Source organism: Bacillus sp. MC1252 (genome assembly GCF_056838025.1).
Window position 1 is genome coordinate 1,432,375 of record NZ_CM166369.1, and the last position, 25,527, is coordinate 1,457,901.

A 25,527-nucleotide genomic window follows, 5' to 3' on the forward strand; every position below is an offset into this window, starting at 1 on the left:
GGGGAAATGGTATAATGCGTATAGCAATCAGTGGAGGCGGAACAGGTGGACATATTTATCCAGCCTTAGCTTTTATTAAAGAAGTAAAAAGACTGCATCCTGATGTGGAATTTTTATATATTGGTACTGAAAATGGGCTTGAAAAGAAAATTGTAGAAAGAGAAAATATCCCTTTCAAGTCAATAGAGATTTCAGGTTTTAAAAGAAAGCTTTCCTTTGATAATGTAAAAACGGTGATGAGATTTCTAAAAGGCGTTCAAAAAAGCAAATCTTATTTAAAAGAATTTAAGCCAGATGCTGTCATTGGAACAGGCGGTTATGTGTGTGGCCCTGTCGTTTATGCGGCTTCTAAGCTGAAAATCCCGACCATTATTCACGAACAAAACAGCCTGCCTGGTATCACAAATAAGTTCCTTGCGAGATATGTTCATAAGGTAGCCATCTGCTTTGAAGAAGCAAAGGCACATTTTCCTTCTGAAAAGGTTGTTTTTACGGGAAACCCAAGAGCCTCTGAAGTCGTCTCTATAAAAGAGGGGAAATCTCTTAAAGAGTTTGGACTAGATGAAAAGAAAAAAACGGTTCTTATTTTTGGCGGGAGCAGAGGTGCAGCTCCGATCAATAGAGCAGTCATTGACATGCAAGATGAATTAAAGGCGAAGAACTACCAGCTTTTATATATTACTGGTGAGGTTCATTATGAAAAAGTGCTGAACGAACTAAAGGACAAAGGTGCAGCACCAAATATGATCACAAAGCCTTTCTTACATCAAATGCCGGAGTATCTGAAATCGATTGATGTGATTGTTGCAAGAGCTGGAGCAACAACGATTGCTGAAGTGACAGCTCTTGGAATTCCAACAATTTTCATTCCGAGCCCATACGTGACGGCAAATCATCAGGAAATCAATGCTAGATCACTTGAAAAGCATGATGCTGCTATCGTTTTAAGAGAATCAGAGCTTTCTGGAGATCGCTTGCTGCATGCAATTGATGAAATTGCCGGTAATGAAGAGAAATTAAATCAAATGAGCCGTTTAACGAAAGAACTCGGAGTACCAGATGCGGCTATACGTTTATATAATGTGTTAAAAGAAATTACGACTACATGATTGAATGATATTAGGTAAGGCGGAGGGTAATATGGAGAACTTGAAGAATGAATTATTAGAAGCGCAAGTTGGTAAAGTGCTTGAAAATGAGCCGCTTGCAAATCATACGACAATGAAAATAGGCGGACCAGCAGATCTATTGATTATTCCAAAAGATGTCGACGCAGTCAAAACGATCATGGATCAGGTAAAAATACACCATACTGATTGGACGGTCATTGGAAGAGGGTCTAATTTACTTGTACTTGATAAAGGAATACGTGGTGTAGTTCTAAAGTTAGGTGCTGGACTTGATCATTTAAATGTGAATGATGAAGAAGTTACAGTTGGCGGCGGCTACTCTGTTGTACGTCTCGCAACGTCTCTTAGTAAGAAGGGCCTTTCAGGATTGGAATTCGCAGCTGGTATTCCAGGGTCTATCGGTGGCGCTGTTTATATGAACGCAGGGGCACATGGATCAGATATCAGCAACATTCTTGTGAAAGCTAGAATCTTATTTGAAGATGGAAGCATCGAGTGGGTAACAAATGAGGAAATGAACTTTAGCTATCGAACCTCTGTACTTCAAAAAGAACGTCCGGGCATTGTCCTCGAAGCCGTGTTTAAGCTCAAACAGGATGATCGCGAGAAAATCACAAAGAAAATGCAGCAAAATAAAGACTATCGTAAGGAAACGCAACCTTATAATCGACCGTGTGCAGGCAGTATTTTTCGAAATCCGCTACCTGAATATGCAGGACAGCTTGTAGAAAAGGCGAATTTAAAAGGATACCAGATTGGCGGGGCAAGAATTTCTGATATGCATGGGAACTTTATTGTCAATGCTGGTGGCGCTACTGCTCAAGATGTGCTGGACTTAATTCAGTACATCCAAAAGAAAATTAAAGAAGACCACAATGTAGATATGCATACAGAAGTAGAAATTATCGGTGAAGCAAATTAAAAGCTAGTTTTTATGAATGATGGCATCGCAGGAAAACAAACGGCATTCTTTCATGCCGTTTGTTTTCTAATCAAAATGAAGACCCAAAGGTGTGGACAAGCAGCTTTGAATGAGGTGAAGAGTATATATGCGGCCTGATCATGAAAATGAAAAGATCGTCAATATAGAAGAGCGAATTCCTAAAATTAAAGAACAAAGAAAGCAGAAAGCAAATCGGAGACTGATCTCTTTTATTCTGCTGTTTTTTATCATGGTTTTAATTGTTATTTATTTGCAAACACCAATCAGTAAAATTTCTTCTTTAACCATCACGGGTAACGAGCATGTATCAACAAAACAGCTTGTTAAACTTTCACAAATTAAAGAAGGCGAGACAGAGTTTTGGAACTTAAATAAAGATATGACAGCAGACCATATTAAACAAAATAAACTGATTAAAAGTGTCAGTATTAAAAAACATTTCCCGAATAAGGTCAGTATTGCTGTAAAAGAATATGCAAATATTGCATATCTTCAAAAGGGAAATCTATATTATGAGCTTCTTGAAAATGGGACAGCTTTACCAGATGAAGTAACGCCTAATCATGCAGGACCTATTTTTGTCGATTGGGACAATAAAGAGAAACTGAAGCAAACAGTTAAATCTTTAAATCAGCTCCCAGCCTCTATTCAGGAACTCATCTCAGAAGTATATTATGTCCCGACAAGTTCAAACCAGTGGCTCGTTAAATTTTATATGAATGACGGGAACACCGTGATCGCATCAATTAAAACATTCGCTGATAAAATGAAAACCTATCCAGCTATTGTAAAAGAACTTTCGTCATCTGAGAAAGGCACGATTCATATGGAAGTCGCAACGTATTTTGAAGCTTTCAAATCTAAGAAAAAGGAAGATGAACGTTGAGAGGCAAAACAGTTATATTTTCAATTGTGATGCTTGTTCTTGGGTTTCTGATTTCTTTTTCATACCAATATACAAAGCAGCATCAGGCAGATGTCAATCGAACCGAACAATGGAAAAAAGAATACTCTTTGAAAAGTCAGCTGACAAAGCAAGAAAAGGCGAATCAAAAACTTGAAAAAGAACTATATAGCCTTCAATCAAAGGTTCAAGCGACAGAGTCCAGTTTGAAAAATGAAAAAGAGCAGTATTTTAATGTGTTGGAAGATGTTGAGAAATACAGAATGTTTACAGGGGAGATAGGTGTAAAAGGGAAAGGGGTAAAAGTATCTCTTGAAGATGCATCTTATATCCCGAGTGGACAAAATGTCAATAATTACATTGTTCATGAGAGTCACATTTTTCATGTGATAAACGAACTATTTATATCAGGGGCATCTGCTGTATCTATTAACGGACAAAGAATCACACACCAATCATACATACATTGTAATGGCCCAGTCGTCACAGTTGACGGAGTTCAGCATCCAGCGCCATTTGTCATTTCTGCTATTGGGGATCCTGCTGTGTTAATACCTGCTTTAAATATTGCTGGCGGGGTGGTTGATCAGCTGACAAGTGATCACATTTCAATGACGATTGAAAAAAAGGATATTCGTATGAATCCTCTTTTAAGAAACAAAGATTAAAAGTGAAAAGGTGAGTGGTGTTGAGGAAAAAGAAGCCTTTACTTAGTTTGACAGTCTTGATGGTGATATTTGGCATCATGGTCTCCGTCCAATTTAACTCTTTGCAAAAACCGAAAATTCGTGATACTCGCGATGTTTGGGAATTAAGAGAGGATTTATCTGCATCTAAAAGTAAAGAATTGGATTTGCTGAAAGAAATTGATAAATATGATGAGATGCTGAAAAAGTATGATAATCAAGGAGATCAATCAAAAGAAGTTCAATTAACAAAAACGCTAAAAGATTTAAAAGAAAAGGCTGGTTTTACAGAGGTAACGGGGGAGGGGATTGAAGTTGAGATTTCTCAGCTTTTTTCCAAGGATCTGACCGGGGAAGAAGTGAAAAATATCCCGCCTGATCTTCTGAAAAAGTTAATCAACGAAGCCAACATGTTTGGGGCAAAACATATTTCCATTAATGACCACCGTGTGATTAATACAAGTGTGATTCGAGATATTAATGGGACGACGAAAATGGATGGTTACAGCTTAGATGATGATGCAGTTACCATTAAGATGATTAGCCAGCAGGCAGACAAATTATCCAGCCGTTTAAATGTATCAGATATTGGCGATTTGTTCGCTCAGGAAAATTTCAGCTTGAGTATTAGCCAGCCGAAGAAAAAAATTCATTTGAAGGCATATGACGGTGCAATTCAGATAAACGAATTGAAGCCTCTTGACGATGTAAAGGAGGGAAAATCTTAATGTGGCTTCCTGTTCTTGGCTTAATCATAGGAGTTGCAATCGGTTTTTTAACAAATTTTACGATACCGAATGAGTATTCTAACTACCTTTCCCTCGCTGTACTTGCTGCGCTTGATACTTTGATTGGTGGAATACGAGCACATCTGCAAGGGGCATACGATGAACTGGTGTTTGTATCAGGCTTCTTCTTTAATATTATACTCGCAATAAGTTTAGCTTTTCTGGGCGTCCATCTTGGTGTAGACTTGTATTTAGTCGGAATGTTTGCGTTCGGCGTTAGATTGTTTCAAAATATAGCAGTTATTCGAAGAATCCTACTAACAAAATGGACAATTTCTAGAGAAAAAAAGAAAAAAAGTGAGTCATAAAAAAGGATATACATATGATGTAACGAATATTTTCAGTAATCCTAATAAAAAATGTTGATTTTTTAAGTTTTGTTACACACTTGTAAAAACACATTCATTGTATTGTTGTTCAGCAAATAATAGAATAGAAAGTATTGATATGTGAGGAGGTGCCATAGAATGAACAACAATGAAATTTACGTCAGCCTTGACATCGGTACATCCAATATAAAAGTCATCGTCGGAGAAATGGCGGATGATTCGCTTAACATAATAGGTGTTGGAAATGTCCCTTCAGAGGGGTTAAAAAAAGGATCGATTGTTGATATAGATGAGACAGTTCATTCTATTAGACAAGCATTTGAACAGGCTGAGAGAATGGTAGGTTTTCCTTTACAAAAGGCGATTGTCGGAATTAACGGAAACCACATTCATATTCAGAATACGAGCGGCGTGGTCGCAGTATCTAGTGAAAACAAAGAAATACATGCTGAAGATGTGAGACGTGTCTTAGATGCTGCACAGGTAGTATCTATTCCTCAAGAACATCTCGTCATAGACGTGATTCCGAGACAATTTATCGTCGACGGAAGGGATGAGATCACAGATCCGAAAAAAATGCTTGGTGTTCGGTTAGAGGTGGAAGGATCGTTAATTACAGGCTCTAAAACGATTCTACATAACTGGCTCCGATGTGTAGAACGAGCTGGGATTGAAATTATGGATATTTGCTTGCAGCCACTCGCATCGGGCTCAGCAGCATTATCGAAAGATGAAAAAAATCTAGGGGTAGCTCTTGTCGATATTGGCGGCGGATCTACTACGATATCCGTATTTGAAAACGGGCATCTCTATTCTACTCACAGTATCCCTTTGGGCGGAGAGAACATTACAAAAGATTTGTCTATAGGACTTAGAACTTCCACTGAAGAAGCTGAACGAATCAAAAAACAATTTGGACATGCGTTCTATGATGAGGCATCGTCTGAGGAAACATTTGAAGTTTCCGTCATCGGTACCGATCAAAAACAGACGTATACACAACTTGAAGCGGCCAATATCATCGAAGCACGACTGGAAGAAATCCTGTTGTTTGTGGCAGAGGAATTAAGAAATATGGGTGTTCATGATTTGCCTGGCGGATTCGTTCTAACAGGTGGGCAGGCAGCCATACCAGGTATCCTTTCTCTTGCACAAACGGTCTTACAAAACAATGTAAGAATTGCAAGTCCTAATTATATCGGGGTGAGAGAGCCTCAATATATGACAGGAGTGGGTCTGATCCATTTTGCTTACCGCAATGCAAAGATCCAGGGCAGACAGGTTGGATTCCAAATGCCGGATGAAGCGTTTCATGAAGTAGGCGCGTCCATGGAGCCGGTTTCTGCTACATCACAAGTGAAAGAAGCTCAGCCAAGACCGAAAGTAAAGCAAAAAGCACAACAAGAGACAAATAAAAAACCGGGCAAAATGAAAAAACTATTTAATATGTTCTGGGAATAGAATTAGATTTTCGACGGATTAGGAGGATTCAGCATGTTGGAGTTTGAAACAAATATAGACGGCCTAGCATCAATTAAAGTAATCGGAGTAGGTGGGGGCGGAAATAACGCTGTCAACCGAATGATCGAAAATGACGTACAAGGTGTCGATTTTATTGCAGTTAATACAGATGCACAGGCGTTAAATCTATCAAAAGCAGAAACAAAAATGCAAATCGGTGCTAAGCTGACAAGAGGGCTTGGAGCAGGTGCGAATCCTGAAGTCGGTAAAAAGGCAGCTGAGGAAAGCAAAGAACAAATTGAAGAAGTATTAAAAGGCGCTGACATGGTCTTTGTTACAGCTGGTATGGGCGGTGGAACTGGAACTGGTGCTGCACCTGTCATTGCAAAAATCGCAAAAGATTCTGGGGCATTGACAGTTGGTGTCGTCACTCGTCCTTTCACATTTGAAGGAAGAAAGCGTCAGCTTCAAGCAGTTGAAGGAATTGCTTCTATGAAGGAAGCGGTTGATACATTAATCGTGATTCCAAACGATCGATTGCTTGAAATTGTCGATAAAAACACGCCAATGCTTGAAGCATTCCGTGCAGCAGATAACGTGTTAAGACAAGGTGTTCAAGGAATTTCAGATTTAATTGCAACACCAGGTTTGATTAACCTTGACTTTGCTGACGTGAAAACAATCATGTCCAATAAAGGTTCAGCCCTTATGGGAATCGGTGTTGCAACAGGTGAAAACCGTGCCGCTGAAGCAGCGAAGAAAGCCATCTCTTCACCACTTCTTGAAACGGCGATTGACGGTGCACAAGGCGTCATCATGAATATTACGGGTGGTACAAACTTAAGTCTTTATGAGGTGCAAGAAGCAGCTGATATTGTTGCATCAGCATCTGATGAAGATGTAAACATGATTTTCGGATCTGTTATTAATGATAACTTGAAGGATGAAATTGTGGTGACAGTGATCGCAACTGGATTTATTGAGCAGGAGCCAGAAATGACAAAATCACAAAGAAATCCATTAGGTCAAGGATTAAAGCAAAATCAATCCATTCCACAAAAGCGTGAAGTAAAACGCGAGGAACATCAGCAAACATCATCTCAGCCAAGACAAAATACACAACAATCAAGCGATGATACGCTCGATATCCCAACGTTCTTGCGTAACCGCAACAAACGCTAATTGAGCATAGCTCGTCCCCTTCCATTGGAAGGGGATTTTTTAATGCCTAAAAAGGATAAAAGGACCTGTTGTTCTTCTAATAAAAAAGTCTTGAACATGCAAGAATCACTCAATCCAACCTATGTATTTTGACTTATGTGAATTAAGGCAAAAGAATCATTTTTGATACCTGTTACAAAAAACGACAAAATGATGAACTTTATTTGACTACATTAAATAGAACACCATGAATCTTGTCATAAACAAAAAGGAAGGGAGAAGTGAGGACTACACGCTGCTTGACCATTTGAGGAGGAGGGATTTGATTGAAAGTGAAGTTTCACAAAACCGCCGGCTATCGTTTGATGAGTCTATTGGTGATGGGTACTTTAGCGATGACAAGCTTTGGGATGGTTCAGGCAAAATCGACTTCTACCTCATATCAGGAGGAAGCTGTTTCCTCTAAGACAACAAAAGCAAAGATTTCATCTAGATTAATGAAGCAGTTTCAACAGGAAGACAAGGTGACCTTTTTAGTCAAAATGAAGGAACAAACAAACGCGCAAAAAGTAGCGAAGGAAGCTGTGTCGAAAGCCAAAAAGCAGAAACTAACAGCTGCGAAAACGCAGTACACAAAAAGATCAGCTGTTGTATCTGAGCTAAGAGCAACGTCAGATGAGACACAACAAGCACTGCTTGCGTATTTACAAAAGGAAAAAAAGAAAAAGCAAGTGAAGGATATTCGTTCGTACTATATTGTAAATGGTCTAGCTGTGACGGGAACGAAAGAAGTCATGGAAAAGGTCGCTTCCTTTCCAGAAGTAGATCAAGTGCTGCCGAATGAAACACGTCAAATTCATCGTCCTGTTGATTTGAAGAGTTCTCAACAGAAAAAACAAATCAAAGCAGTAGATGGAATCGAGTGGAATATTTCTCAGGTTCATGCCCCAGAAGCGTGGGCTTTAGGCTATGACGGTACTGGTACAGTTGTTGCAAGTATTGATACAGGTGTGGAATGGGATCACCCTGCTTTAAAAGAAAAATATCGCGGGTTTGATCCGGCTCGTCCGAATGAACCATCTCATGAATTCAATTGGTATGATGCAACGACTGGATCTGATTCACCTTACGATGACTTAGAGCATGGGTCACATGTGACTGGAACAATGGTTGGTTCTGAGCCAGATGGAACGAATCAAATCGGGGTCGCACCAGGTGCAAAATGGATCGCAGTGAAAGCTTTCTCAGAAGATGGAGGAACAGATGCTGATCTGCTAGATGCAGGTGAGTGGATTTTGGCACCGAAGGATGAGAACGGAAACCCGCATCCAGAAAAGGCACCAGATGTCGTCAATAATTCTTGGGGTGGTGGGCCTGGGCTTGATGATTGGTATAAAGATGTGGTCAATGCTTGGAGAGCAGCAGACATCTTTCCAGAGTTTTCAGCTGGCAATACCGATTTATTTAATCCTGGGGGTGAGGGATCGATTGCAAATCCCGCAAACTACCAAGAAGCCTTTGCTACGGGTGCAACGGATCAAGACAATAAATTAGGGTCTTTCTCACTGCAAGGTCCGTCTCCATATGGCGTTATGAAACCAGATATTGCTGCTCCAGGGGTAAACATTCGTTCTTCAATCCCAGGGAAAGGGTATGAGGATGGGTGGAATGGCACGTCGATGGCAGGTCCGCATGTTTCAGCTGTTGTCGCTCTTCTTCGCCAAGTACAATCAGATCTTTCTGTTGAAGAGATTGAGCAAATTCTCATTGATACAGCGAAGCCGCTGACAGACGAGCAATTTCCTGAATCGCCTAACAATGGCTATGGGGCAGGTTTAGTTGATGCAAGAGAGGCGATTACATCATTAACCGACGGAATTGGCACGATTGAAGGACAGGTCACCACAGAAGGGGAAGATACAGAACCACCTGTTTTTTCTCATAAAGGACCGAACGAGATCTTTTCTTCTACGCCAACACCTCTCACAATTACAGCGGAAGATGAAGTAGCTGTGACAAATGTATCCTTGACCTACCAAGTGGATCAAGGGGAATGGGAGACGCTGCAAGCAAGTCGTACGAATGGAAATCATTTAAAAGGAACCTATGTTGTCCAGCTTCCTGAACTTGAGGGCGAGAACGTCACGTATCGATGGATTGTGAAAGATTTTGGAGAAAATGAAGCGGCATCAGAGCCGTACACCCTACCGGTTAAGACATCCGTCACCACGGGCTACTCGCAAGATTTTGAAGCATGGCCAAGTGGATGGTTCAGTGGTGGAATAAAAGATCCGTGGCAGTGGGGAAAACCGTCCACAGGTCCGAAACAAGCTTTTACAGGAGAACGTGTCTATGCCACAAACTTAGACAGTCCTTATGAAAATCAAATGGATGCCAATTTATCAATGCCGATGATTGCGGTACCAGAGTCAGGCTCCTCCTTTTTGCAATATCAATACTGGCATGATCTCGAAGCAAACTATGACTATGTGCATGTACATGTGCAGCCTGAGGGCGAAGATGCTGTTCAAGTGGCAGCCTATACAGGAAAAACAAATGCATGGACAGCAGGTGAAGTCGATTTATCTGCCTATAAAGGTCAAAAGGTGAGAGTGGTTTTTCAGCTGAGAACAGATGGCAGTGTCACAAAAGACGGCTTTTATTTAGATGATGTGAAAATAACAGATCAAGCATTGCCTCAAAAAGCAAAAAAACAACTTGGCGTGATCAAAAAGGAAAAGTCTACAACGCAAAATAAGAAATCAGTCAATCCGAAAAGTGCAACACCTGCTAAAGTAAAAGAAAAACATGTGCAGATGAAAAAGGAAAAAGGTCGAGATGTCCCGTCCATTCAAGCCCTTCCTATGAAGGCACAAATCAGTGTCCTTGAAAGCGGAAAATCAACGTACACTGATGAAGCGACAGGAAGATATCAGCTTTCTCATGGAGCAGGAGAATTCACAGTAAAAGCTGAAGCTTACGGCTTTGAATCACGCACCCAAAAAGTCAATGTTTCCTCAAACGAAAAGGCAGAAGCGAATTTCTCCTTACAGCCACTTGAGAAACGAACGATATCCGGCACAGTTGTCAATGAAACAACGGGTGAAAAAGTAAAGGATGCCACTGTTTATCTTGTAGAGGATGCCAACATTGAGCCGGTGAAAACAGATGAATCCGGCGAGTTTTCTTTAGAGGCATTGAGCGGCGTTTATACAGTCAAAGTATTTGCGAAAGGTTTTAAAGGCTATTCGTTTACGGCGGATGTCACAGAAAAGCCGCTGGCAAAAGCGATCAAGCTTGAACCTTTTATCGGCTTTGCTGGTGAAATTGGCTACGATGACGGGACAGCTGAAAATGCGCGGGCTTTCTATGATCCTGGCAATGGCTGGGCTGTGAAGTTTTCACTAGAAAAGGGAAAGAAACAAGCACAAGTCACAGGCGGACTTTTCCGTTTCTGGACATCAGAATGGCCAGCTCCTGGCGGTAATGAATTTGCGGTTGAAGTGTATGACGCTTCCGGGAAAGACGGAGCACCAGGTGAGAAAATTGCAGGACCTTTGAAGGCGAATGCACTGCGTAATGGTGAATGGACAAAAGTAGATTTAGAAGATCAAGCAATCACTGTGGAGGGAGATTTTTATCTCGTCTACATTCAAACGAAAAAGAATACGGAATCTCCCGGGCTTGCAACAGATGAAGATGGGCCAAATACTGAAAGAAGCTGGCAGCTGACGAGCGGTGCTTTTTCTCCTTCTCCAAAAGAAGAGGGGAATTATATGATTCGCGCGCTTGTTAACTATGAAGCAGATGTGCCAGAGATTACATCTCCAAAGGCAGGAACCATCACAAATAAAGGTGAATTGGAGGTTGAAGGCACAGCCTCTCCTGGGCTTGATGTAGCGATCTATCAAAACGACAAAGAGGTCGCCGAAGTCAAAGCAGATCAGTCGGGCACCTTCAAAGAGAAGATCACTGTTTCAAGCGGAGAGCATATCATCACGGCAGCGACTGTCACGGATAAAGGCGCAACGAAACCATCCAAGCCGGTAAAGGTGATCATTGATCAAACAGCACCAACTTTGACCATTGATACACCGAAAAAAGGCGAAAAATCAAATAGAGAATCGCTCACTGTGGAAGGAAAAGTAACGGACGATCATCTTGATCAAGTCACAGTGAATAGAAAGAAAGCGACAGTAAAAGATGGGAAGTATTCCGCTAGAGTGCTGCTTGAGAACGGGAAGAATACGATAAAAGTGATAGCAAAGGATGCAGCAGGAAACAAAACGACTAGAAAAGTCGACATTGATGTTCAATACGAGGCACCTGACATTTCTGAGCTGACTCCAGCAGAGGATGTCCATTTATCATCGGGAGAATCTGTTAAAATTTCATTTAAAAGCAGGGAGAAGCTAGAGGCAACCTTTGTCATTCACATGCCGCTGACAAACGCTAGATCAAAGCTTCAAAATATAACAGAGCTGCCGATTCGTGAAGTAGCCAAGGGAACATATGAAGGCTACTGGACGGCTACATCTACCGCAAAAGCAAAAGGCGCGGTCATTGAAGTTATTGTGCGAGATGATTATGGAAATGTCACAAGACAAAAGGCTTCTGGCACATTAAACATCAACGAGAAGTAATCATTAGCAAAAGACACGACTCTTTGGAGCGTGTCTCAGCGTGTAGACAAACCCTCGCATTCGTTGTCAGTCCTGCGCGCCGGTGCTCACGAATGTCAAATTCGCTCCGCTCCGGTACTCGGTCTTCCTAGACTTCAAAGGTTTTCTATCACGCTGAAAAGAAGACAAAGGGCTAAAATAAAGATCATTTTAGCCCTTTGTCAACAATCTGAGACACGACTCTTTGGAGCGTGTCTTTTTTGTATCGAACAATCGTTTGAAAACTTGTCCAAAACATCGCTCTCTTGTCCCGCACTCTCATTCCTCGACAAAAACAATAACAATCCACCAAAAGTTCTCTATCATCCCCAACAAGAATTGACAGACTTCCATCTCATGACTGTTTTATACTGGTACAAACAAGTGCAAGTACTGCTTTTGATTCTTTGTTTCAGATGAAAGGAGCAGAAGGTGGTCATTTATTTAGATGTGATTTGGCTGTTAAACTTTTGTTTTGATCTATTGCTTCTCTTACTCACTGCATTTATTCTCAAACGACAAGTAAAAAAAAGGCGATATATGTTAGGAGCTCTGATTGGATCGAGCATTGTTCTCTTGCTCTTTACACCATTTGCAATGTTTGTGTCACACCCTTTAGGCAAACTACTTTTTTCTGTCTTGATCGTGCTTGCAACCTTTGGTTTTCAAAGATTTCGTTCCTTTTTTCAAAACCTGTTTGCTTTTTACTTTGTCACATTTTTGATGGGAGGAGGCATGATCGGGGTTCATTCGTTTTTGCAAACAAATACAGTCATTCAAGATGGACTCCTTATTTCACAAAATGATGGCTTTGGCGATCCCATTAGCTGGCTTTTCGTTTTAACCGGCTTTCCTGCCATTTGGCTGTTTTCAAAGAAAAGATTAGGAGAGGTTGGTGCGAAAAAAAGACAGTTTGATGAACAAGTGCTTGTGGAGATACACATTCACGGGGAGACCATCCGCTTAAATGGACTCGTTGATTCTGGCAACCAGTTGTATGATCCTATGACGAAAACACCTGTTATGATCGTCCAGCTTGATCAGTTAACGTCTATTTGCGGAGAGCCATTTATAGAACTAATGAAACAGTCTCATCCTGTTGAAGTGATGCAAAAGCTTGATGATCGGTTTCCACTGCTTGATCGTTTAAGACTTGTTCCATATCGTGCCGTCGGTCATGATCATGGGTTTCTACTATGCTTGAAACCAGATACGGTCGTCATTTATTCAAAAACGCATATGATCCAGCCAGCCAAGTGTTTTGTTGGAATGAGCCTAAGCGGTTTATCAGCAGATCAGGAATTTCAATCCATCATTCATCCAGATATGTTAGACGGGAAAATTATACAAGGGGTGTCGTAGTTTTTTGGTCATGTCTTTTATCTTACGAGGTCAACTTGACATTTAGAAGGGAGAAGAAGATGAAAAAATTAAAATTTAAACTCACTTACTACTGGTATAAACTCCTCATGAAGCTAGGTCTAAAGAGTGATGAAATTTATTATATTGGTGGAAGTGAAGCGCTGCCGCCTCCATTATCCAAGGATGAAGAACAGGAACTGCTTGTCAAATTACCGAAGGGTGATCAAACCGCAAGAGCCATCCTTATCGAAAGAAACTTACGATTAGTGGTTTATATCGCAAGGAAATTTGAGAACACAGGCATTAATATTGAGGATTTAATTAGTATCGGAACCATTGGTCTGATCAAGGCAGTCAATACATTTAATCCAGAAAAAAAGATCAAGCTTGCGACATATGCTTCAAGATGTATTGAAAATGAGATTTTGATGTACCTGCGCCGAAATAATAAAATCCGTTCAGAAGTATCGTTTGACGAGCCGCTCAACATTGATTGGGACGGAAATGAACTGCTTTTATCAGATGTACTTGGAACAGATGATGATATTATCACCCGAGATATTGAAGCAAATGTAGATAAAAAATTACTGAAAAAAGCGCTAGAACAATTAAACGATCGTGAAAAACAGATTATGGAACTCAGATTCGGCTTAGTCGGCGGTGAGGAAAAAACCCAGAAAGATGTCGCTGATATGCTGGGGATTTCCCAGTCATATATTTCAAGGCTGGAAAAAAGAATTATTAAACGATTACAAAAAGAATTTAACAAAATGGTCTAAAAAATTTTTTTGAAAGCTCTGTCCTTACGCTGCCAAAGGAATTAACCTATTTTTACATGTTTCTTGTCATAGCTCGTGCATATTTTTCCATCCCAAGGAGATACTGAACTTTGTACAACAGCTCCTGTAGGGAGGGAAAAAAGTGTCCAGAAATAAAGTGGAAATCTGCGGAGTCGACACCTCCAAACTGCCAGTTCTGAAAAACGAAGAGATGAGGAAATTGTTCAGACAGCTGCAAGATGAGGGTGACGATACAGCAAGAGAAAAGCTAGTCAATGGCAATTTGCGGTTGGTTTTAAGTGTGATTCAGCGTTTTAACAACAGAGGAGAGTATGTGGATGATCTCTTCCAAGTAGGCTGTATCGGATTAATGAAATCGATTGATAATTTTGATTTAAGCCACAATGTCAGATTTTCAACTTATGCGGTCCCTATGATCATAGGAGAAATCCGTCGATACTTGCGTGATAACAATCCGATTCGGGTGTCTCGTTCACTAAGAGATATTGCTTACAAGGCACTTCAGGTCCGTGAGAGGCTAATTAGTGAGACAAGCAAGGAACCAACGGCAGAAGACATTGCCAAAGTGCTAGAAGTGCCTCATGAGGAAATTGTCTTTGCCCTAGATGCGATTCAAGATCCTGTATCTTTGTTTGAACCGATCTATAATGACGGAGGAGATCCGATTTATGTGATGGATCAAATTAGTGATGAACGGAACAAAGACACACAATGGGTGGAAGAATTGGCCTTAAAAGAGGGAATGCGCAGATTGAATGATCGAGAAAAAATGATTCTTCGCAAACGCTTCTTCCAAGGCAAAACGCAAATGGAAGTTGCTGAAGAAATTGGGATTTCTCAAGCACAAGTATCAAGGCTTGAAAAAGCAGCCATCAAACAAATGAATAAGAACATTTTTTAAAGCCGCCACTTGATGTGCGGCTTTATTCATTCTTTTTAGAGAACACGCCTTTAGTATTGACTCGGTTATTCTTTTCATTTAATCTGTTTTTAACAAATGTTATTTCAGATATCATTTGTTAGGGAACACAGAAGCGGAAAGAAGGGTTATTATGACATTCCATGATGAAAGAAGGCTGCTCATTAAGGTTGCGCATATGTATTATGAAGAAGGCGCCACCCAATCTAAAATTGCAGAAGCTGTTGGGGTCAGCCGTTCGCTCATATCAAAATATTTGGCAAAAGCACGTGAAGCAGGAATCGTGGAAATCATTATTCATGATGAAGTCAATCAACAATACGGGTCGTTAGAAAGAAAAATAGAGCGGAAATACGGGCTGCGAGAAGTCGTATGTGTTGAATCTCTCAGTCAAGAAACAACAAAAAGCCGAATCGGCGCTGCGGCTGCGGGCTTTTTATTAAAAGTGATGAAGGATGGACAAGTCATCGGCTTTTCCTCAGGGACAACATTGCATGAAATGGCGAAAGCACTTACGTCTGTTCAGCACTATCCATGCGTGACATTTGTTCCGCTTGTCGGAGGTGTTGGGAATGAAGATGTTGACATCCATGCCAACTATATTATTGCGAGATGTACAGAGGCACTCAAATCTAAATGTGAGCTTTTACATGTCCCTGTCATGCTTGATACGAAAGAAGCGAAGGAAGTGCTGATTAGACAGCCGTCGATCAAAAAAGTCATTGAATTAGGAGAATCATCAAATATTGCTGTTGTAGGGATTGGCGGGGTTCCGCAGCATTCAACGATGGTGAAATCTTACATGACAAGCGGCGAGGAGGATATACTCCAAGCGAAGGATGTAGCAGGTGACATTTGTTATAACTTTATTGATCGTAAAGGAGAAGTGTATCCTCATCCATGGAACGATCGGGTGATGGGAATAAGCCCGCAAAAGTTGAAAGAAATCCCGCTGGTTATAGGTGTCGCTGGAGGAGAAGAAAAGATTGAAGCGATAAGGGCAGCATTAGAAGGTGGATTAATTCATGTATTAATTACGGATGAACGAACAGGAGATGCCTTATTAAAGTAACTACCTAATATGATTAGGTAGTTTTTTTGAGTCTTTAGACTCAAAAAGATTGAAAATTTTATCGATTTTAGCTTGACACAAAGTTGACACATCATATAAACTAAGTTCATAACAAATGATAAACAAAATAACAAATGTTACAATAATAAGATTTTTGTTAATTTTTATAACATTTGTTAAAATTTTCAGATTATTTTTCTAGCAATCTATTGTGAAGCAAGAAAACCTGAAAGGATGATTTAGATGTCAATTTATCAACAGTTATTAGCACGAGAACGCAGCGGAGATCCGATCAAAGTAGGAATTATTGGAGCTGGCCAAATGGGTTTTGGACTCATTTCACAAATTTCTAACATTCCAGGGATGATTGTAGCAGGTGTTTGTGATATTCATCTTGATGCAGCAGAGAAGGCAGCGAATTTTTACAAGCAGCATGCGAAGTCTCATCAAATGGTTGTCACAAATGATTATAGAGAAGTGATTCAATCAGATTTCGTGGAAGTTGTTGTGGATGCAACAGGTGTTCCAGAGGTCGGAGCAAACATTTCTTTGGAAGCGCTTAATTCAAAAAAACATCTTGTTCTTTTAAATGTAGAAGTCGATATTACAATCGGTTTGGTCATGCATAAATTATTCACGAACGCAGGGCTTGTTTACTCTGGATCAGCTGGAGACGAACCAGCAGCAACACTAGAATTATATGAATTTGCGAAAACAATGGGGCTTGAGGTGCTCGTTGCTGGGAAAGGCAAAAACAACCCGTTCTTCCCAGAAGCAAATCCAGATACGTGTAAAGCAGAAGCAGATAGTAAACATATGAGTGCTCATATGCTGGCGGCGTTCCAGGACGGAACAAAAACAATGGCAGAAATGAACTTATTGAGTAATGCGACAGGTCTTTTGCCAGATAAAGTGGGCATGCACGGAGTCGAAGCGAATTTAGACAATGTAGCAGATAAATTGAATCAAAAACAGCAAGGCGGCGTGCTGGATAACTTCGGAGTTGTTGAATATGTAAATGGACTTGCACCAGGCGTATTTGTCATCGTCAAGAGTGAGCTTGAGCCAGTAGATGAAGAGCTTCGCTACTTAAAAGTTGGAAAAGGTCCACACTATACGCTTTATCGTCCTTTCCACTTAGCGAGTCTTGAAACACCAGTCACCATCGCAAAAGCAGTCTTACAGCATGATTCATCCATCCACCCAATTGGTGTACCAGTGTCAGAAACAGTGGCTGTTGCGAAGAGAGATATTAAAGCAGGAGAAACACTTGACGGAATTGGTGGATACTCCGTAAGAGGTGTACTTGAAACGCATCAAGACATGAAATCGAACGGTCACATTCCAATTGGCTTAATCAGCGGAAAAGTAGTAGCGAAAAAAGACATCAAATTAGGACAATTTCTATCTCATGATGATGTAGAACTTGATTCAAACACAACGGTCTGGAAGCTGCGTTCACTACAAGATCACTTATTTCAATCATAAGGGCGTGAGGCTATGGAAAAATTAGCAATCGTACTTTGTATCATTCTCATTGTGCAATATGGTTTATCGTTTATTCAAATCAAGTACTACCGCAAAAGCATGAATTCACTGATTGATGACTATAAAGGGAAACAAGGCTATCACTTGTTTTCAGGAATGGAGCGGCGCAAAGTTGGTCCTGGGGCCATTGCGCTCATCATTGTCGATGAATCATATATCATTCAAAAATGTCATGTGCTTGGCGGAGTCTCGATCTTATCTAAATTTAAGGAAGTTCCTTCATATGAAGGCAAGCATGTAGGGGCTGTGCTAGACGAGCACCATATGATGAAACAAGCATTGAAAAGACGTAAAAAAGGACCAGCTGTCATGCAAGCACTCTCTATGGCAGCTGAGCAGGCGCTTGTCTCAATTTCGAAGAAAAATATAACAAATGTGAACTAAAGAAAGGGGAGATGAAACATGGAATGGATTCAATGGTTTGGAGAGCACTTTATCGGAATGTTTGAAGCCGGCGGAAAGCAATTCATGGGTCTTGTTACAGGTATCGTTCCAACGCTTGTTGTGCTACTTACTTTCACTTATGCTGTCATGAAGTTTATTGGAGAAGAGAGAGTGAATAGAGCGATCCAATTTGCAGCGAAATATACCATTTTGCGCTACACGTTAATGCCGATTTTATCCGTTCTTATTTTGACAAATCCAATGGCTTATACGTTTGGCCGCTTCTTACCTGAAAAACAAAAACCAGCATTCTATGATTCAGCTGTTTCATTTGTTCATCCGGTGACATCACTATTCCCGTATGCCAATGCAGGAGAACTATTTGTCTACTTAGGAATTGCGAACGGGATTAAAGAAGCTGGATATTCAATGTCAGAGCTTGCTGTTCGTTACTTCTTAGTCGGGATTGTCGTCATTTTACTTCGCGGAATCATTACTGAATGGATCACAAAATACTTAGCAGGAAAAATGAAAGCGAATTCACAATAGGGGAGGGTTAGACATGACAAACCACAAAGTATTTGTAGCAAAAGGTGCTGGCGGATGGGGAAAAGGCTTAGAGCTTGAACCAACTGGTAAAAGAAGAAAGGTTGTTTCCATTACAGGGGGAGGCATTCACCCAGTTGCACGTAAAATTGCAGAAATGACAGGGACAGAAGCATGTGATGGCTTTAAAAATTCCATACCAGAAGATGAAATGATGTGTGTTGTCATTGACTGCGGAGGAACCGCGCGAATCGGACTTTACCCAATGAAGCGCATTCCAACTGTAGACGTTTTGGCATCCTCTCCTTCTGGACCGCTTGCAAAACATATTACAGAGGATATCTTCGTATCAGGGGTAACAGAAAAAGATATTTCCTTTGCGGAAGCATCAGCTGGTGAGGCGAAAGCAGAAGGTCAAGTAAATAGTGAATCGATTGATAAAGAGAATTTCAAAGAAACGTATTCAAAGCTAAAAGAAGAAAATATTGAGCGTCAGGAAAAAGGCAATTTCCTCATGAGATTCTCAAGAGGAATCGGTAAAGTAACCGGCACGTTCTACCAAGCTGGCCGTGATTCTGTTGATATGCTTTTGAAAAACATTATTCCATTCATGGCATTTGTCAGTATGTTAATTGGAATTATCAATTATACAAAAATCGGTGATCTGATTGCCCATTTTCTATCACCACTCGCAGGATCTCTATGGGGGCTCTTACTGCTCGTTGTGGTCTGTACACTGCCATTCCTATCACCTGTCTTAGGACCTGGTGCAGTTATTGCACAAGTCATCGGTGTTCTGATTGGTAGTCAAATTGCACTAGGTAACATTCCGCCTCAATTTGCACTTCCTGCACTATTTGCCATCAACGGTCAAGTAGGGTGTGACTTCATCCCAGTTGGGCTATCGCTTGGTGAAGCGAAGCCGGAAACGGTACAATATGGGGTACCAGCTGTTTTGTATAGCCGTCTCATTACAGGGGTTTTATCTGTTGTGATCGCATACGTTGCCAGCTTCGGTATGTATTAAACGTATTAAAGGAGGAATCGAGATACATGGTAACACAATCTGTCGTAAAAGAAATTGGGATCTTAGTCCCGCAGTTTAAAGAAGATAAGCTGATTGTTTTATTTGGACCCGCAGCGCCGCAGGAATTAAGAGATATGTCTGTCATTCACGAGTTCGAACATTTAGAAGAAGAGCCGCTGAAACTAGGCGGAACCATTCAAGTGGGCGATCAAACTTATACGATCACTGCACTCGGCAATAAAGCAAATGACAACTTTAAAGAGCTCGGCCATATTTCGATCTACTTCCAAGAGCCGTTTGATGATGTATTACCGGGAGCTGTCTTTGCATCCCCGCACACGTTTCCTGATATAAAAGAAGGCGTACGAATTGAAATCTCGTAACCATGCAGAAAAGCTGTTCCTAAAAAAGGAGCGGCTTTTTTATGTGAGGTTTACCGAAAGGAGCATTTACGATATGCTGTAAACATTCATTATTTGTATATTCAGAATTTTTACTCAGGAGGAAATGATGGTGTCACTTGATTTGAAGGGTGTTTCTTTAAAACGAAATGGAAAATGGCTGCTGCGTTCTGTTGACTGGCAGGTGAAAAAGCAGGAACACTGGGTGCTTTATGGATTAAATGGTGCGGGGAAAACCGCTTTATTAAATATGCTGTGCTCGTATTATTTTCCAACGTCAGGTGAGATGACGGTATTAGGGCATGTCTTTGGCAAGGAGGCTCTTGGTGAAAAGCTACGGAAGAAAATTGGACTCATCTCTGCAGGTCTTGAAAAGAAGCTGCACAGAGAGGACAATGCATTTGAAATTGTCCTTAGCGGAGCATTTGCTTCTATTGGGCTTTATGAAACACCAACAGATGATATGAGAGAGAAAGCGATTGACCTATTAAAAGCGTTCGGATCATTCAAATATGCCAATCGCACATATGAAACCCTCTCACAAGGAGAGAAACAAAAAGTACTGATTGCAAGGGCTTTAATGAATGATCCGAAGCTGCTGATTTTAGATGAACCTGTGACGGGCCTTGATTTTTTAGCAAGAGAACAAGTGCTGGAGACGGTCTCATTCATTGCATCGAAGCCTGATGCGCCCACTTTGCTTTATACGAACCATCATGCAGAAGAGATCCTGCCGGTTTTTCACCACACCCTATTATTAAAAGAAGGGGCAGTTTTTCATAAAGGGGAGACAAAGCAAATGATGACAAGCGACTTGCTATCTTCCTTCTTTGAATGTCCGGTGGATGTCATGTGGAGAAATGGCCGTCCGCACTTAAGTAAATTGTAGATAAAAGAAACTATTGGTCTGCGTCCCTGCTTTTCCATCATACATATTATAGTAGAAAACGAAAGGCGGGGAAGGAAAGATGATCAGTATTTCTGAATTCCAAATCAAGGATGTCGTCGATGTATCCAGCGGGAAAAAACTAGGCACCATTGGGGACATTGATATTAATGTCACGAGCGGTAAAATACAAGCGATTATCATTGGCGGCACAGGTAAAATGATGGGGTTTTTCGGAAAAGAAGAGGAAATGATCGTCCCATGGCGAAATATAGTAAAAATTGGCGAAGATGTAATACTTGTCCGATTGTCTTCTTAATTCGTATAACTCCTCAATGAATATCTCAATTTTTCCTTAAAACGAGCTCTCCATTCTCAGCAAACAATGTCTTTTTCGGGTAATAAGATTACGTTTTCATATCAATTTGAAAAAAAACCTGTAGAAAGGGCACATTTGAGTGTAATATTTAATGAATCCCACTAACTGTCTATGCATGTCTTGTGGTAAAATAGGAGCGATATAAAGAGAGATGAATGAAAGGTGGGAGGCAGCTTTGACTTACAAATATGACCCCTTTCAGCAGAAATCACCTTATGCATTGACTATTCATGATTGGACGAACATGACATGTTCTGGTAAAGAGGTCTTGGCCGGGTTTTCAACAAAAAATGGCGGCTTCAGTCTTTCTCCATATCAATCAATGAACACTGGACTCCATGTAGGAGATGATGCTTCTAGTGTCCAAATGAATCGTCAAGTCATAGCAGATGCTACTGCTGTGCCGCTCTCTAATTGGGTGTTTGCTGACCAAACACACGAGGACCGCATCATGAAAGTCACGAAGGAGCAAAGAGGAAGAGGAAGTCTACATTATCATGAGGCACTGCCTGGAACAGATGGCTTATATACGTCTGAACCGAACATGATGCTCGCTCTTTGTTTCGCTGACTGTGTTCCGCTTTATTTTCTAGCTCCGCAAAATGAACTGATTGGAACGGCTCATGCCGGCTGGAAAGGAACCGTCAAACAAATTGGCGCAAAGATGGTATATGTATGGGTTAGCCAAGAAGGTGCCGAGGCTGATCAAATACAAGTCGTCATTGGACCATCAATTGGCAGCTGCTGCTACATAGTAGATGATGTTGTCATGGATCAAGTGAAAAAGCTTCCTTTTTCAACAGAGGATGTGTATTCCGAGATTTCACAAGGACAATATAAAATTGACTTGAAAATATTAAACAAAAACGTATTGCTTCATGCAGGAATAAAAGAAGAAAATATACATGTCAGTTCGATGTGCACAAGCTGCAGCGATCAGCTTTTCTTCTCACACCGGCGTGATCAAGGGAAAACAGGACGTATGATGTCTTTTGTAGGGTTTAAGGAGGCATAAGTGCAATTGAATGTACGAGAGAATCTCAGACAAATAAATGAACAAATAAACGAAGCATGTAAAAGAGCAGGTAGAAACCCAGCCGATGTATCGGTCGTCGCTGTGACAAAATATGTCTCGATTGAACGAGCACTAGAAGCCAAGGAAGCAGGAATTTTGCACTTCGGTGAAAATCGTGACCAAGGGTTACTTGAAAAACAGGCGGCCATAACCGATGAACACATTAGCTGGCACTTCATCGGCAGTTTACAGACGCGAAAAGTGAAATCTGTCATTCAGACAATTGACTACTTACATTCGCTCGACAGAATGTCCCTTGCGAATGAAATTGAAAAAAGAGCGGATCACACCGTTCGCTGTTTTGTACAGGTGAACACATCTCTTGAGGAGTCAAAACACGGCTTACAAAGCGAAGACGTGATTCCATTTGTGAAACAGCTTGCTGATTTCAAACACATTGAAATTGCTGGACTGATGACGATGGCTCCATTTACAGATGATCAGACTGTGGTTCGAAACTGTTTTAAAACATTAAAAAGCCTTCAAGAAGAGGTAAAACTTCTTAACCAAGTAAATGCACCTTGTCAGCATTTATCAATGGGCATGTCAAACGATTTTGAAATCGCAATTGAAGAAGGTGCGACATTTGTTCGGATTGGCTCTTCACTTGTTGGAAATGAAACAGGAGGTGCGTGACATGAGCATAAAAAATAAGTTTAAAAGCTTTTTCACACTCGACGATGAAGAGTATGAGTACGAATATATTGATGAAGAAAGAGAACCAGTTCAAGAAGAAAAAGGAACAAAAGACAAAGCAGCATTTCAAGAGCGCCCGCAGACAGGAAAACAAAATGTCGTCAGCTTGCAAAGCGTGCAGAAATCCTCTAAAGTGGTGTTAAGTGAGCCGCGTGTTTATGCAGAGGCGCAAGAGATTGCAGACCACATTAAAAACAGACGTGCAGTCGTCGTGAATTTGCAGCGCATTCAGCACGATCAAGCAAAGCGAATCATCGACTTCTTAAGCGGAACGGTTTATGCAATCGGTGGAGACATTCAGCGTATAGGCTCAAATATATTCCTGTGCACACCTGATAATGTGGATGTATCTGGCACAATATCAGAGCTTTTGGCAGAGGAAGAATCTCAGAGGTGGTAAATCAAAGTGATTCTATATTACATTTTTAATATTTTACAGACTGCATTAACGATTTACTCATTCGCGATTATTATTTACATCTTTATGTCATGGGTGCCTTCTGCAAGAGAAACAACAGTTGGCCGTTTTTTGACATCGATTTGTGAACCATATTTAGAACCATTTCGTAAAATGATTCCGCCAATTGGCATGATTGACATCTCACCGATTGTGGCATTGCTTGTGATTCGTTTTGCTTCATCCTATGGACTAACTGGTCTTTATCAAATGATTGCCGGAATCATGTAAACAGGTTGCCGGGCTTGGCATCTGCCAGGCTCTTTTACATAAAGGGGAACAAAATGAGCGATATTTATCAACATTTTAGAAAAGACGAACAGCCATTTGTCGACCAAGTGTTAGGCTGGAAAAAAATCGCACTCGACCAGTATCGAATGAAATTAACAGACTTTCTTGATCCGCGTGAGCAGTTTATTACCAAGTCCGTCATCCAGCATTCTGATGAACTTGGGATTATGTTTTTTGGCGGATATGAAGGAGCGGAGCGCAAAAGAGCCCTGATCTATCCTGATTATTTAGCACCGTCTATTCAGGATTTTGAGCTGTCTTATTTTCAGGTGAATTATCCGAAAAAGTTTATTTCGATAGAACACCCGAAGCTTCTTGGCTCACTCATTGGGACAGGCTTGAAGCGTCAAAAATTCGGTGATCTGTTATTTAATGAGGAAGATGTGCAGTTTATTTGTACAAGTGATGTCGCCGATTTTGTTCGGGCGCAGCTGACACATGTCGGCAGAGCATCCGTTTCATTAGAGGAAATCAGTGAGGCAGATATAAAGCCAGTCATCAGCAAGACAGACATCAAAGAAGATACCATTTCCTCTTTACGGCTTGATGCGGTATGCGCCGCTGTCAGCCGTCAGTCTCGGCAAAAAGCACAGCTTTTAGTCAAAAATGGACGTGTCAAAGTAAACTGGAAAATCACTGAAGACCCTTCCTTCACAATCGGCGAAGGCGATCAGCTCTCTGTTCGGGGATTTGGCCGCTTTATCTTGAAAACGATTGATGGGAAGACAAAAAAAGATAAATTTAAAGTAACATTTGAGCTTCTGACATAACGAACTTGAATCTGGAGGTGGCGAGGTTGCCATTAACACCTAATGATATTCATAATAAAACGTTCACAAAAAGTTTTCGTGGCTATGACGAAGATGAAGTAAACGAGTTTTTAAGCCAGGTACGTAAAGACTACGAGATCGTGCTTCGTAAAAAGAACGAGCTTGAAGACAAAGTAAACGAGCTGGACGAAAGACTAGGTCATTTTGCGGTAATTGAAGAAACATTAAACAAATCGATTCTTGTGGCGCAGGAAGCAGCAGAAGACGTAAAACGTCATTCTGATAAAGAAGCGAAATTGATTATTCGTGAAGCGGAAAAAAATGCAGACCGCATTATCAACGAAGCGCTATCAAAATCAAGAAAGATTGCGATGGAAATCGAAGAGCTGAAGAAACAGTCGAAGGTCTTTAGAACTCGTTTCCAAATGCTCATCGAAGCTCAGCTTGATCTTCTAAAAAATGACGATTGGGATCATTTACTGGAATATGAAGTGGACGCTGTCTTTGACGAAAAAGAATAAGCGCATCATCTTGACATGACGTGCACATGTTGCATATAATACCATCATAAATTAACAAGAGATAAACGTTTGAAAGGGACACTCGCAGCTGTTACATGCGTAATAAAGCGAATCAGGGATGGTGGAAGCCTGACATTACGAAACGCTGCAATGAGATCACCCCTTTAGTTCCTTTTCTGAAATGAACCAGTAAGAAAAGGCGTCTGATCACGTTACGATTTTAGAGTGGATAAGCGGCTGTTTCATAGTGCTTGTCTAAAAGGGTGGTACCGCGAGACAAGCCTTCTCGTCCCTTATGGGATGAGAGGGCTTTTTTTATTGTTTTTTAAT

26 protein-coding genes and 1 other annotated feature are annotated in these 25,527 nt (G+C 40.9%); all 26 genes read left to right on the top strand.

What is annotated here, in order from left to right:
- Window positions 1-14 precede the first annotated feature (14 nt).
- Complete coding sequence (murG, locus tag ACYH0L_RS07225; RefSeq protein WP_256499533.1) at window positions 15-1,109, top strand: undecaprenyldiphospho-muramoylpentapeptide beta-N-acetylglucosaminyltransferase; 1,095 nt, start codon at window positions 15-17, stop codon at window positions 1,107-1,109.
- 31 nt (window positions 1,110-1,140) lie between these two features.
- Window positions 1,141-2,052 carry a UDP-N-acetylmuramate dehydrogenase gene (murB, locus tag ACYH0L_RS07230; protein WP_256499534.1) on the top strand — a complete coding sequence of 304 codons (912 nt, stop codon included), beginning with the start codon at window positions 1,141-1,143 and terminating at the stop codon, window positions 2,050-2,052.
- Between the two features lie 127 nt (window positions 2,053-2,179).
- The gene (locus tag ACYH0L_RS07235; protein ID WP_099725942.1) at window positions 2,180-2,959 is read left to right on the top strand and encodes a cell division protein FtsQ/DivIB; all 780 of its coding nucleotides are present in this window, start codon (window positions 2,180-2,182) and stop codon (window positions 2,957-2,959) included.
- Complete coding sequence (locus ACYH0L_RS07240) at window positions 2,956-3,645, top strand: DUF881 domain-containing protein (protein WP_099725941.1); 690 nt, start codon at window positions 2,956-2,958, stop codon at window positions 3,643-3,645. The genes ACYH0L_RS07235 and ACYH0L_RS07240 overlap by 4 nt, the downstream gene beginning before the upstream one ends.
- Window positions 3,646-3,665: 20 nt before the next feature.
- Window positions 3,666-4,391, top strand: coding sequence for a DUF881 domain-containing protein (locus ACYH0L_RS07245; RefSeq protein WP_249705511.1), 726 nt, complete (start codon window positions 3,666-3,668; stop codon window positions 4,389-4,391).
- Window positions 4,391-4,759 (top strand): small basic family protein, encoded by a 369-nt coding sequence (locus tag ACYH0L_RS07250; RefSeq protein ID WP_003210988.1) that lies wholly within the window; start codon window positions 4,391-4,393, stop codon window positions 4,757-4,759. The genes ACYH0L_RS07245 and ACYH0L_RS07250 overlap by 1 nt, the downstream gene beginning before the upstream one ends.
- Before the next feature lie 159 nt (window positions 4,760-4,918).
- Window positions 4,919-6,241: a cell division protein FtsA gene (ftsA, locus tag ACYH0L_RS07255; protein WP_099725939.1), complete on the top strand. Its 1,323-nt coding sequence runs from the start codon at window positions 4,919-4,921 to the stop codon at window positions 6,239-6,241.
- 33 nt (window positions 6,242-6,274) lie between these two features.
- Complete coding sequence (ftsZ, locus tag ACYH0L_RS07260) at window positions 6,275-7,423, top strand: cell division protein FtsZ (RefSeq protein ID WP_256499535.1); 1,149 nt, start codon at window positions 6,275-6,277, stop codon at window positions 7,421-7,423.
- A gap of 305 nt (window positions 7,424-7,728) precedes the next feature.
- Entirely contained in the window at window positions 7,729-12,045 is a 4,317-nt protein-coding gene (locus tag ACYH0L_RS07265) for a S8 family serine peptidase (protein WP_419180186.1), read from the top strand.
- A gap of 450 nt (window positions 12,046-12,495) precedes the next feature.
- On the top strand, window positions 12,496-13,425 hold the full coding sequence (gene spoIIGA, locus ACYH0L_RS07270; RefSeq protein ID WP_099725937.1) for a sigma-E processing peptidase SpoIIGA: 930 nt from the start codon (window positions 12,496-12,498) through the stop codon (window positions 13,423-13,425).
- A gap of 59 nt (window positions 13,426-13,484) precedes the next feature.
- On the top strand, window positions 13,485-14,204 hold the full coding sequence (sigE, locus tag ACYH0L_RS07275) for an RNA polymerase sporulation sigma factor SigE (protein ID WP_007499746.1): 720 nt from the start codon (window positions 13,485-13,487) through the stop codon (window positions 14,202-14,204).
- Between the two features lie 142 nt (window positions 14,205-14,346).
- Window positions 14,347-15,126, top strand: coding sequence for an RNA polymerase sporulation sigma factor SigG (gene sigG, locus ACYH0L_RS07280; protein WP_034317964.1), 780 nt, complete (start codon window positions 14,347-14,349; stop codon window positions 15,124-15,126).
- A gap of 151 nt (window positions 15,127-15,277) precedes the next feature.
- The gene (locus ACYH0L_RS07285; protein WP_230031449.1) at window positions 15,278-16,216 is read left to right on the top strand and encodes a sugar-binding transcriptional regulator; all 939 of its coding nucleotides are present in this window, start codon (window positions 15,278-15,280) and stop codon (window positions 16,214-16,216) included.
- Window positions 16,217-16,459: 243 nt separating this feature from the next.
- On the top strand, window positions 16,460-17,704 hold the full coding sequence (locus ACYH0L_RS07290) for an NAD(P)H-dependent oxidoreductase (protein ID WP_099725935.1): 1,245 nt from the start codon (window positions 16,460-16,462) through the stop codon (window positions 17,702-17,704).
- A 12-nt stretch (window positions 17,705-17,716) separates the two neighbouring features.
- Complete coding sequence (locus ACYH0L_RS07295; RefSeq protein WP_099725934.1) at window positions 17,717-18,148, top strand: transcriptional regulator GutM; 432 nt, start codon at window positions 17,717-17,719, stop codon at window positions 18,146-18,148.
- An 18-nt stretch (window positions 18,149-18,166) separates the two neighbouring features.
- A complete protein-coding gene (gene srlA, locus ACYH0L_RS07300) occupies window positions 18,167-18,697 on the top strand; it encodes a PTS glucitol/sorbitol transporter subunit IIC (RefSeq protein WP_003210918.1) in 531 nt (176 codons plus the stop codon).
- Window positions 18,698-18,710: 13 nt separating this feature from the next.
- Window positions 18,711-19,721: a PTS glucitol/sorbitol transporter subunit IIB gene (srlE, locus tag ACYH0L_RS07305; RefSeq protein ID WP_099725933.1), complete on the top strand. Its 1,011-nt coding sequence runs from the start codon at window positions 18,711-18,713 to the stop codon at window positions 19,719-19,721.
- A gap of 26 nt (window positions 19,722-19,747) precedes the next feature.
- Window positions 19,748-20,104, top strand: a complete 357-nt coding sequence (locus tag ACYH0L_RS07310) for a PTS glucitol/sorbitol transporter subunit IIA (protein WP_007499733.1) — start codon at window positions 19,748-19,750, stop codon at window positions 20,102-20,104.
- Between the two features lie 127 nt (window positions 20,105-20,231).
- Window positions 20,232-21,011, top strand: a complete 780-nt coding sequence (locus tag ACYH0L_RS07315; RefSeq protein WP_256499665.1) for an ABC transporter ATP-binding protein — start codon at window positions 20,232-20,234, stop codon at window positions 21,009-21,011.
- Between the two features lie 79 nt (window positions 21,012-21,090).
- Window positions 21,091-21,327 (top strand): YlmC/YmxH family sporulation protein, encoded by a 237-nt coding sequence (locus ACYH0L_RS07320; protein WP_008344958.1) that lies wholly within the window; start codon window positions 21,091-21,093, stop codon window positions 21,325-21,327.
- Window positions 21,328-21,538: 211 nt separating this feature from the next.
- Complete coding sequence (gene pgeF, locus ACYH0L_RS07325; protein WP_370461137.1) at window positions 21,539-22,402, top strand: peptidoglycan editing factor PgeF; 864 nt, start codon at window positions 21,539-21,541, stop codon at window positions 22,400-22,402.
- A 6-nt stretch (window positions 22,403-22,408) separates the two neighbouring features.
- Window positions 22,409-23,098 (top strand): YggS family pyridoxal phosphate-dependent enzyme, encoded by a 690-nt coding sequence (locus ACYH0L_RS07330; protein WP_230031453.1) that lies wholly within the window; start codon window positions 22,409-22,411, stop codon window positions 23,096-23,098.
- A 1-nt stretch (window position 23,099) separates the two neighbouring features.
- Complete coding sequence (sepF, locus tag ACYH0L_RS07335) at window positions 23,100-23,558, top strand: cell division protein SepF (protein WP_099725930.1); 459 nt, start codon at window positions 23,100-23,102, stop codon at window positions 23,556-23,558.
- Window positions 23,559-23,564: 6 nt separating this feature from the next.
- Window positions 23,565-23,846, top strand: a complete 282-nt coding sequence (locus ACYH0L_RS07340; protein ID WP_099725929.1) for a YggT family protein — start codon at window positions 23,565-23,567, stop codon at window positions 23,844-23,846.
- Window positions 23,847-23,899: 53 nt separating this feature from the next.
- A complete protein-coding gene (locus ACYH0L_RS07345; protein ID WP_256499537.1) occupies window positions 23,900-24,676 on the top strand; it encodes a YlmH family RNA-binding protein in 777 nt (258 codons plus the stop codon).
- A 26-nt stretch (window positions 24,677-24,702) separates the two neighbouring features.
- Window positions 24,703-25,197, top strand: a complete 495-nt coding sequence (locus tag ACYH0L_RS07350) for a DivIVA domain-containing protein (RefSeq protein ID WP_034317940.1) — start codon at window positions 24,703-24,705, stop codon at window positions 25,195-25,197.
- Between the two features lie 59 nt (window positions 25,198-25,256).
- Window positions 25,257-25,494, top strand: a binding site (T-box leader).
- Window positions 25,495-25,527 lie beyond the last annotated feature (33 nt).

What these genes read in the sequence shown, in the direction of transcription:
- ACYH0L_RS07285 (WP_230031449.1), top strand. Translation starts at nt 15,278, where the DNA reads ATGACATTCCATGATGAAAGAAGGCTGCTCATTAAGGTTGCGCATATG.
- murG (WP_256499533.1), top strand. Translation starts at nt 15, where the DNA reads ATGCGTATAGCAATCAGTGGAGGCGGAACAGGTGGACATATTTATCCA.
- ftsZ (WP_256499535.1), top strand. Translation starts at nt 6,275, where the DNA reads ATGTTGGAGTTTGAAACAAATATAGACGGCCTAGCATCAATTAAAGTA.
- sigE (WP_007499746.1), top strand. Translation starts at nt 13,485, where the DNA reads ATGAAAAAATTAAAATTTAAACTCACTTACTACTGGTATAAACTCCTC.
- ftsA (WP_099725939.1), top strand. Translation starts at nt 4,919, where the DNA reads ATGAACAACAATGAAATTTACGTCAGCCTTGACATCGGTACATCCAAT.
- srlE (WP_099725933.1), top strand. Translation starts at nt 18,711, where the DNA reads ATGACAAACCACAAAGTATTTGTAGCAAAAGGTGCTGGCGGATGGGGA.
- ACYH0L_RS07295 (WP_099725934.1), top strand. Translation starts at nt 17,717, where the DNA reads ATGGAAAAATTAGCAATCGTACTTTGTATCATTCTCATTGTGCAATAT.
- ACYH0L_RS07235 (WP_099725942.1), top strand. Translation starts at nt 2,180, where the DNA reads ATGCGGCCTGATCATGAAAATGAAAAGATCGTCAATATAGAAGAGCGA.
- ACYH0L_RS07310 (WP_007499733.1), top strand. Translation starts at nt 19,748, where the DNA reads ATGGTAACACAATCTGTCGTAAAAGAAATTGGGATCTTAGTCCCGCAG.
- ACYH0L_RS07290 (WP_099725935.1), top strand. Translation starts at nt 16,460, where the DNA reads ATGTCAATTTATCAACAGTTATTAGCACGAGAACGCAGCGGAGATCCG.
- ACYH0L_RS07320 (WP_008344958.1), top strand. Translation starts at nt 21,091, where the DNA reads ATGATCAGTATTTCTGAATTCCAAATCAAGGATGTCGTCGATGTATCC.
- murB (WP_256499534.1), top strand. Translation starts at nt 1,141, where the DNA reads ATGGAGAACTTGAAGAATGAATTATTAGAAGCGCAAGTTGGTAAAGTG.
- ACYH0L_RS07315 (WP_256499665.1), top strand. Translation starts at nt 20,232, where the DNA reads ATGGTGTCACTTGATTTGAAGGGTGTTTCTTTAAAACGAAATGGAAAA.
- srlA (WP_003210918.1), top strand. Translation starts at nt 18,167, where the DNA reads ATGGAATGGATTCAATGGTTTGGAGAGCACTTTATCGGAATGTTTGAA.
- ACYH0L_RS07250 (WP_003210988.1), top strand. Translation starts at nt 4,391, where the DNA reads ATGTGGCTTCCTGTTCTTGGCTTAATCATAGGAGTTGCAATCGGTTTT.
- sepF (WP_099725930.1), top strand. Translation starts at nt 23,100, where the DNA reads ATGAGCATAAAAAATAAGTTTAAAAGCTTTTTCACACTCGACGATGAA.
- pgeF (WP_370461137.1), top strand. Translation starts at nt 21,539, where the DNA reads ATGAATGAAAGGTGGGAGGCAGCTTTGACTTACAAATATGACCCCTTT.
- ACYH0L_RS07345 (WP_256499537.1), top strand. Translation starts at nt 23,900, where the DNA reads ATGAGCGATATTTATCAACATTTTAGAAAAGACGAACAGCCATTTGTC.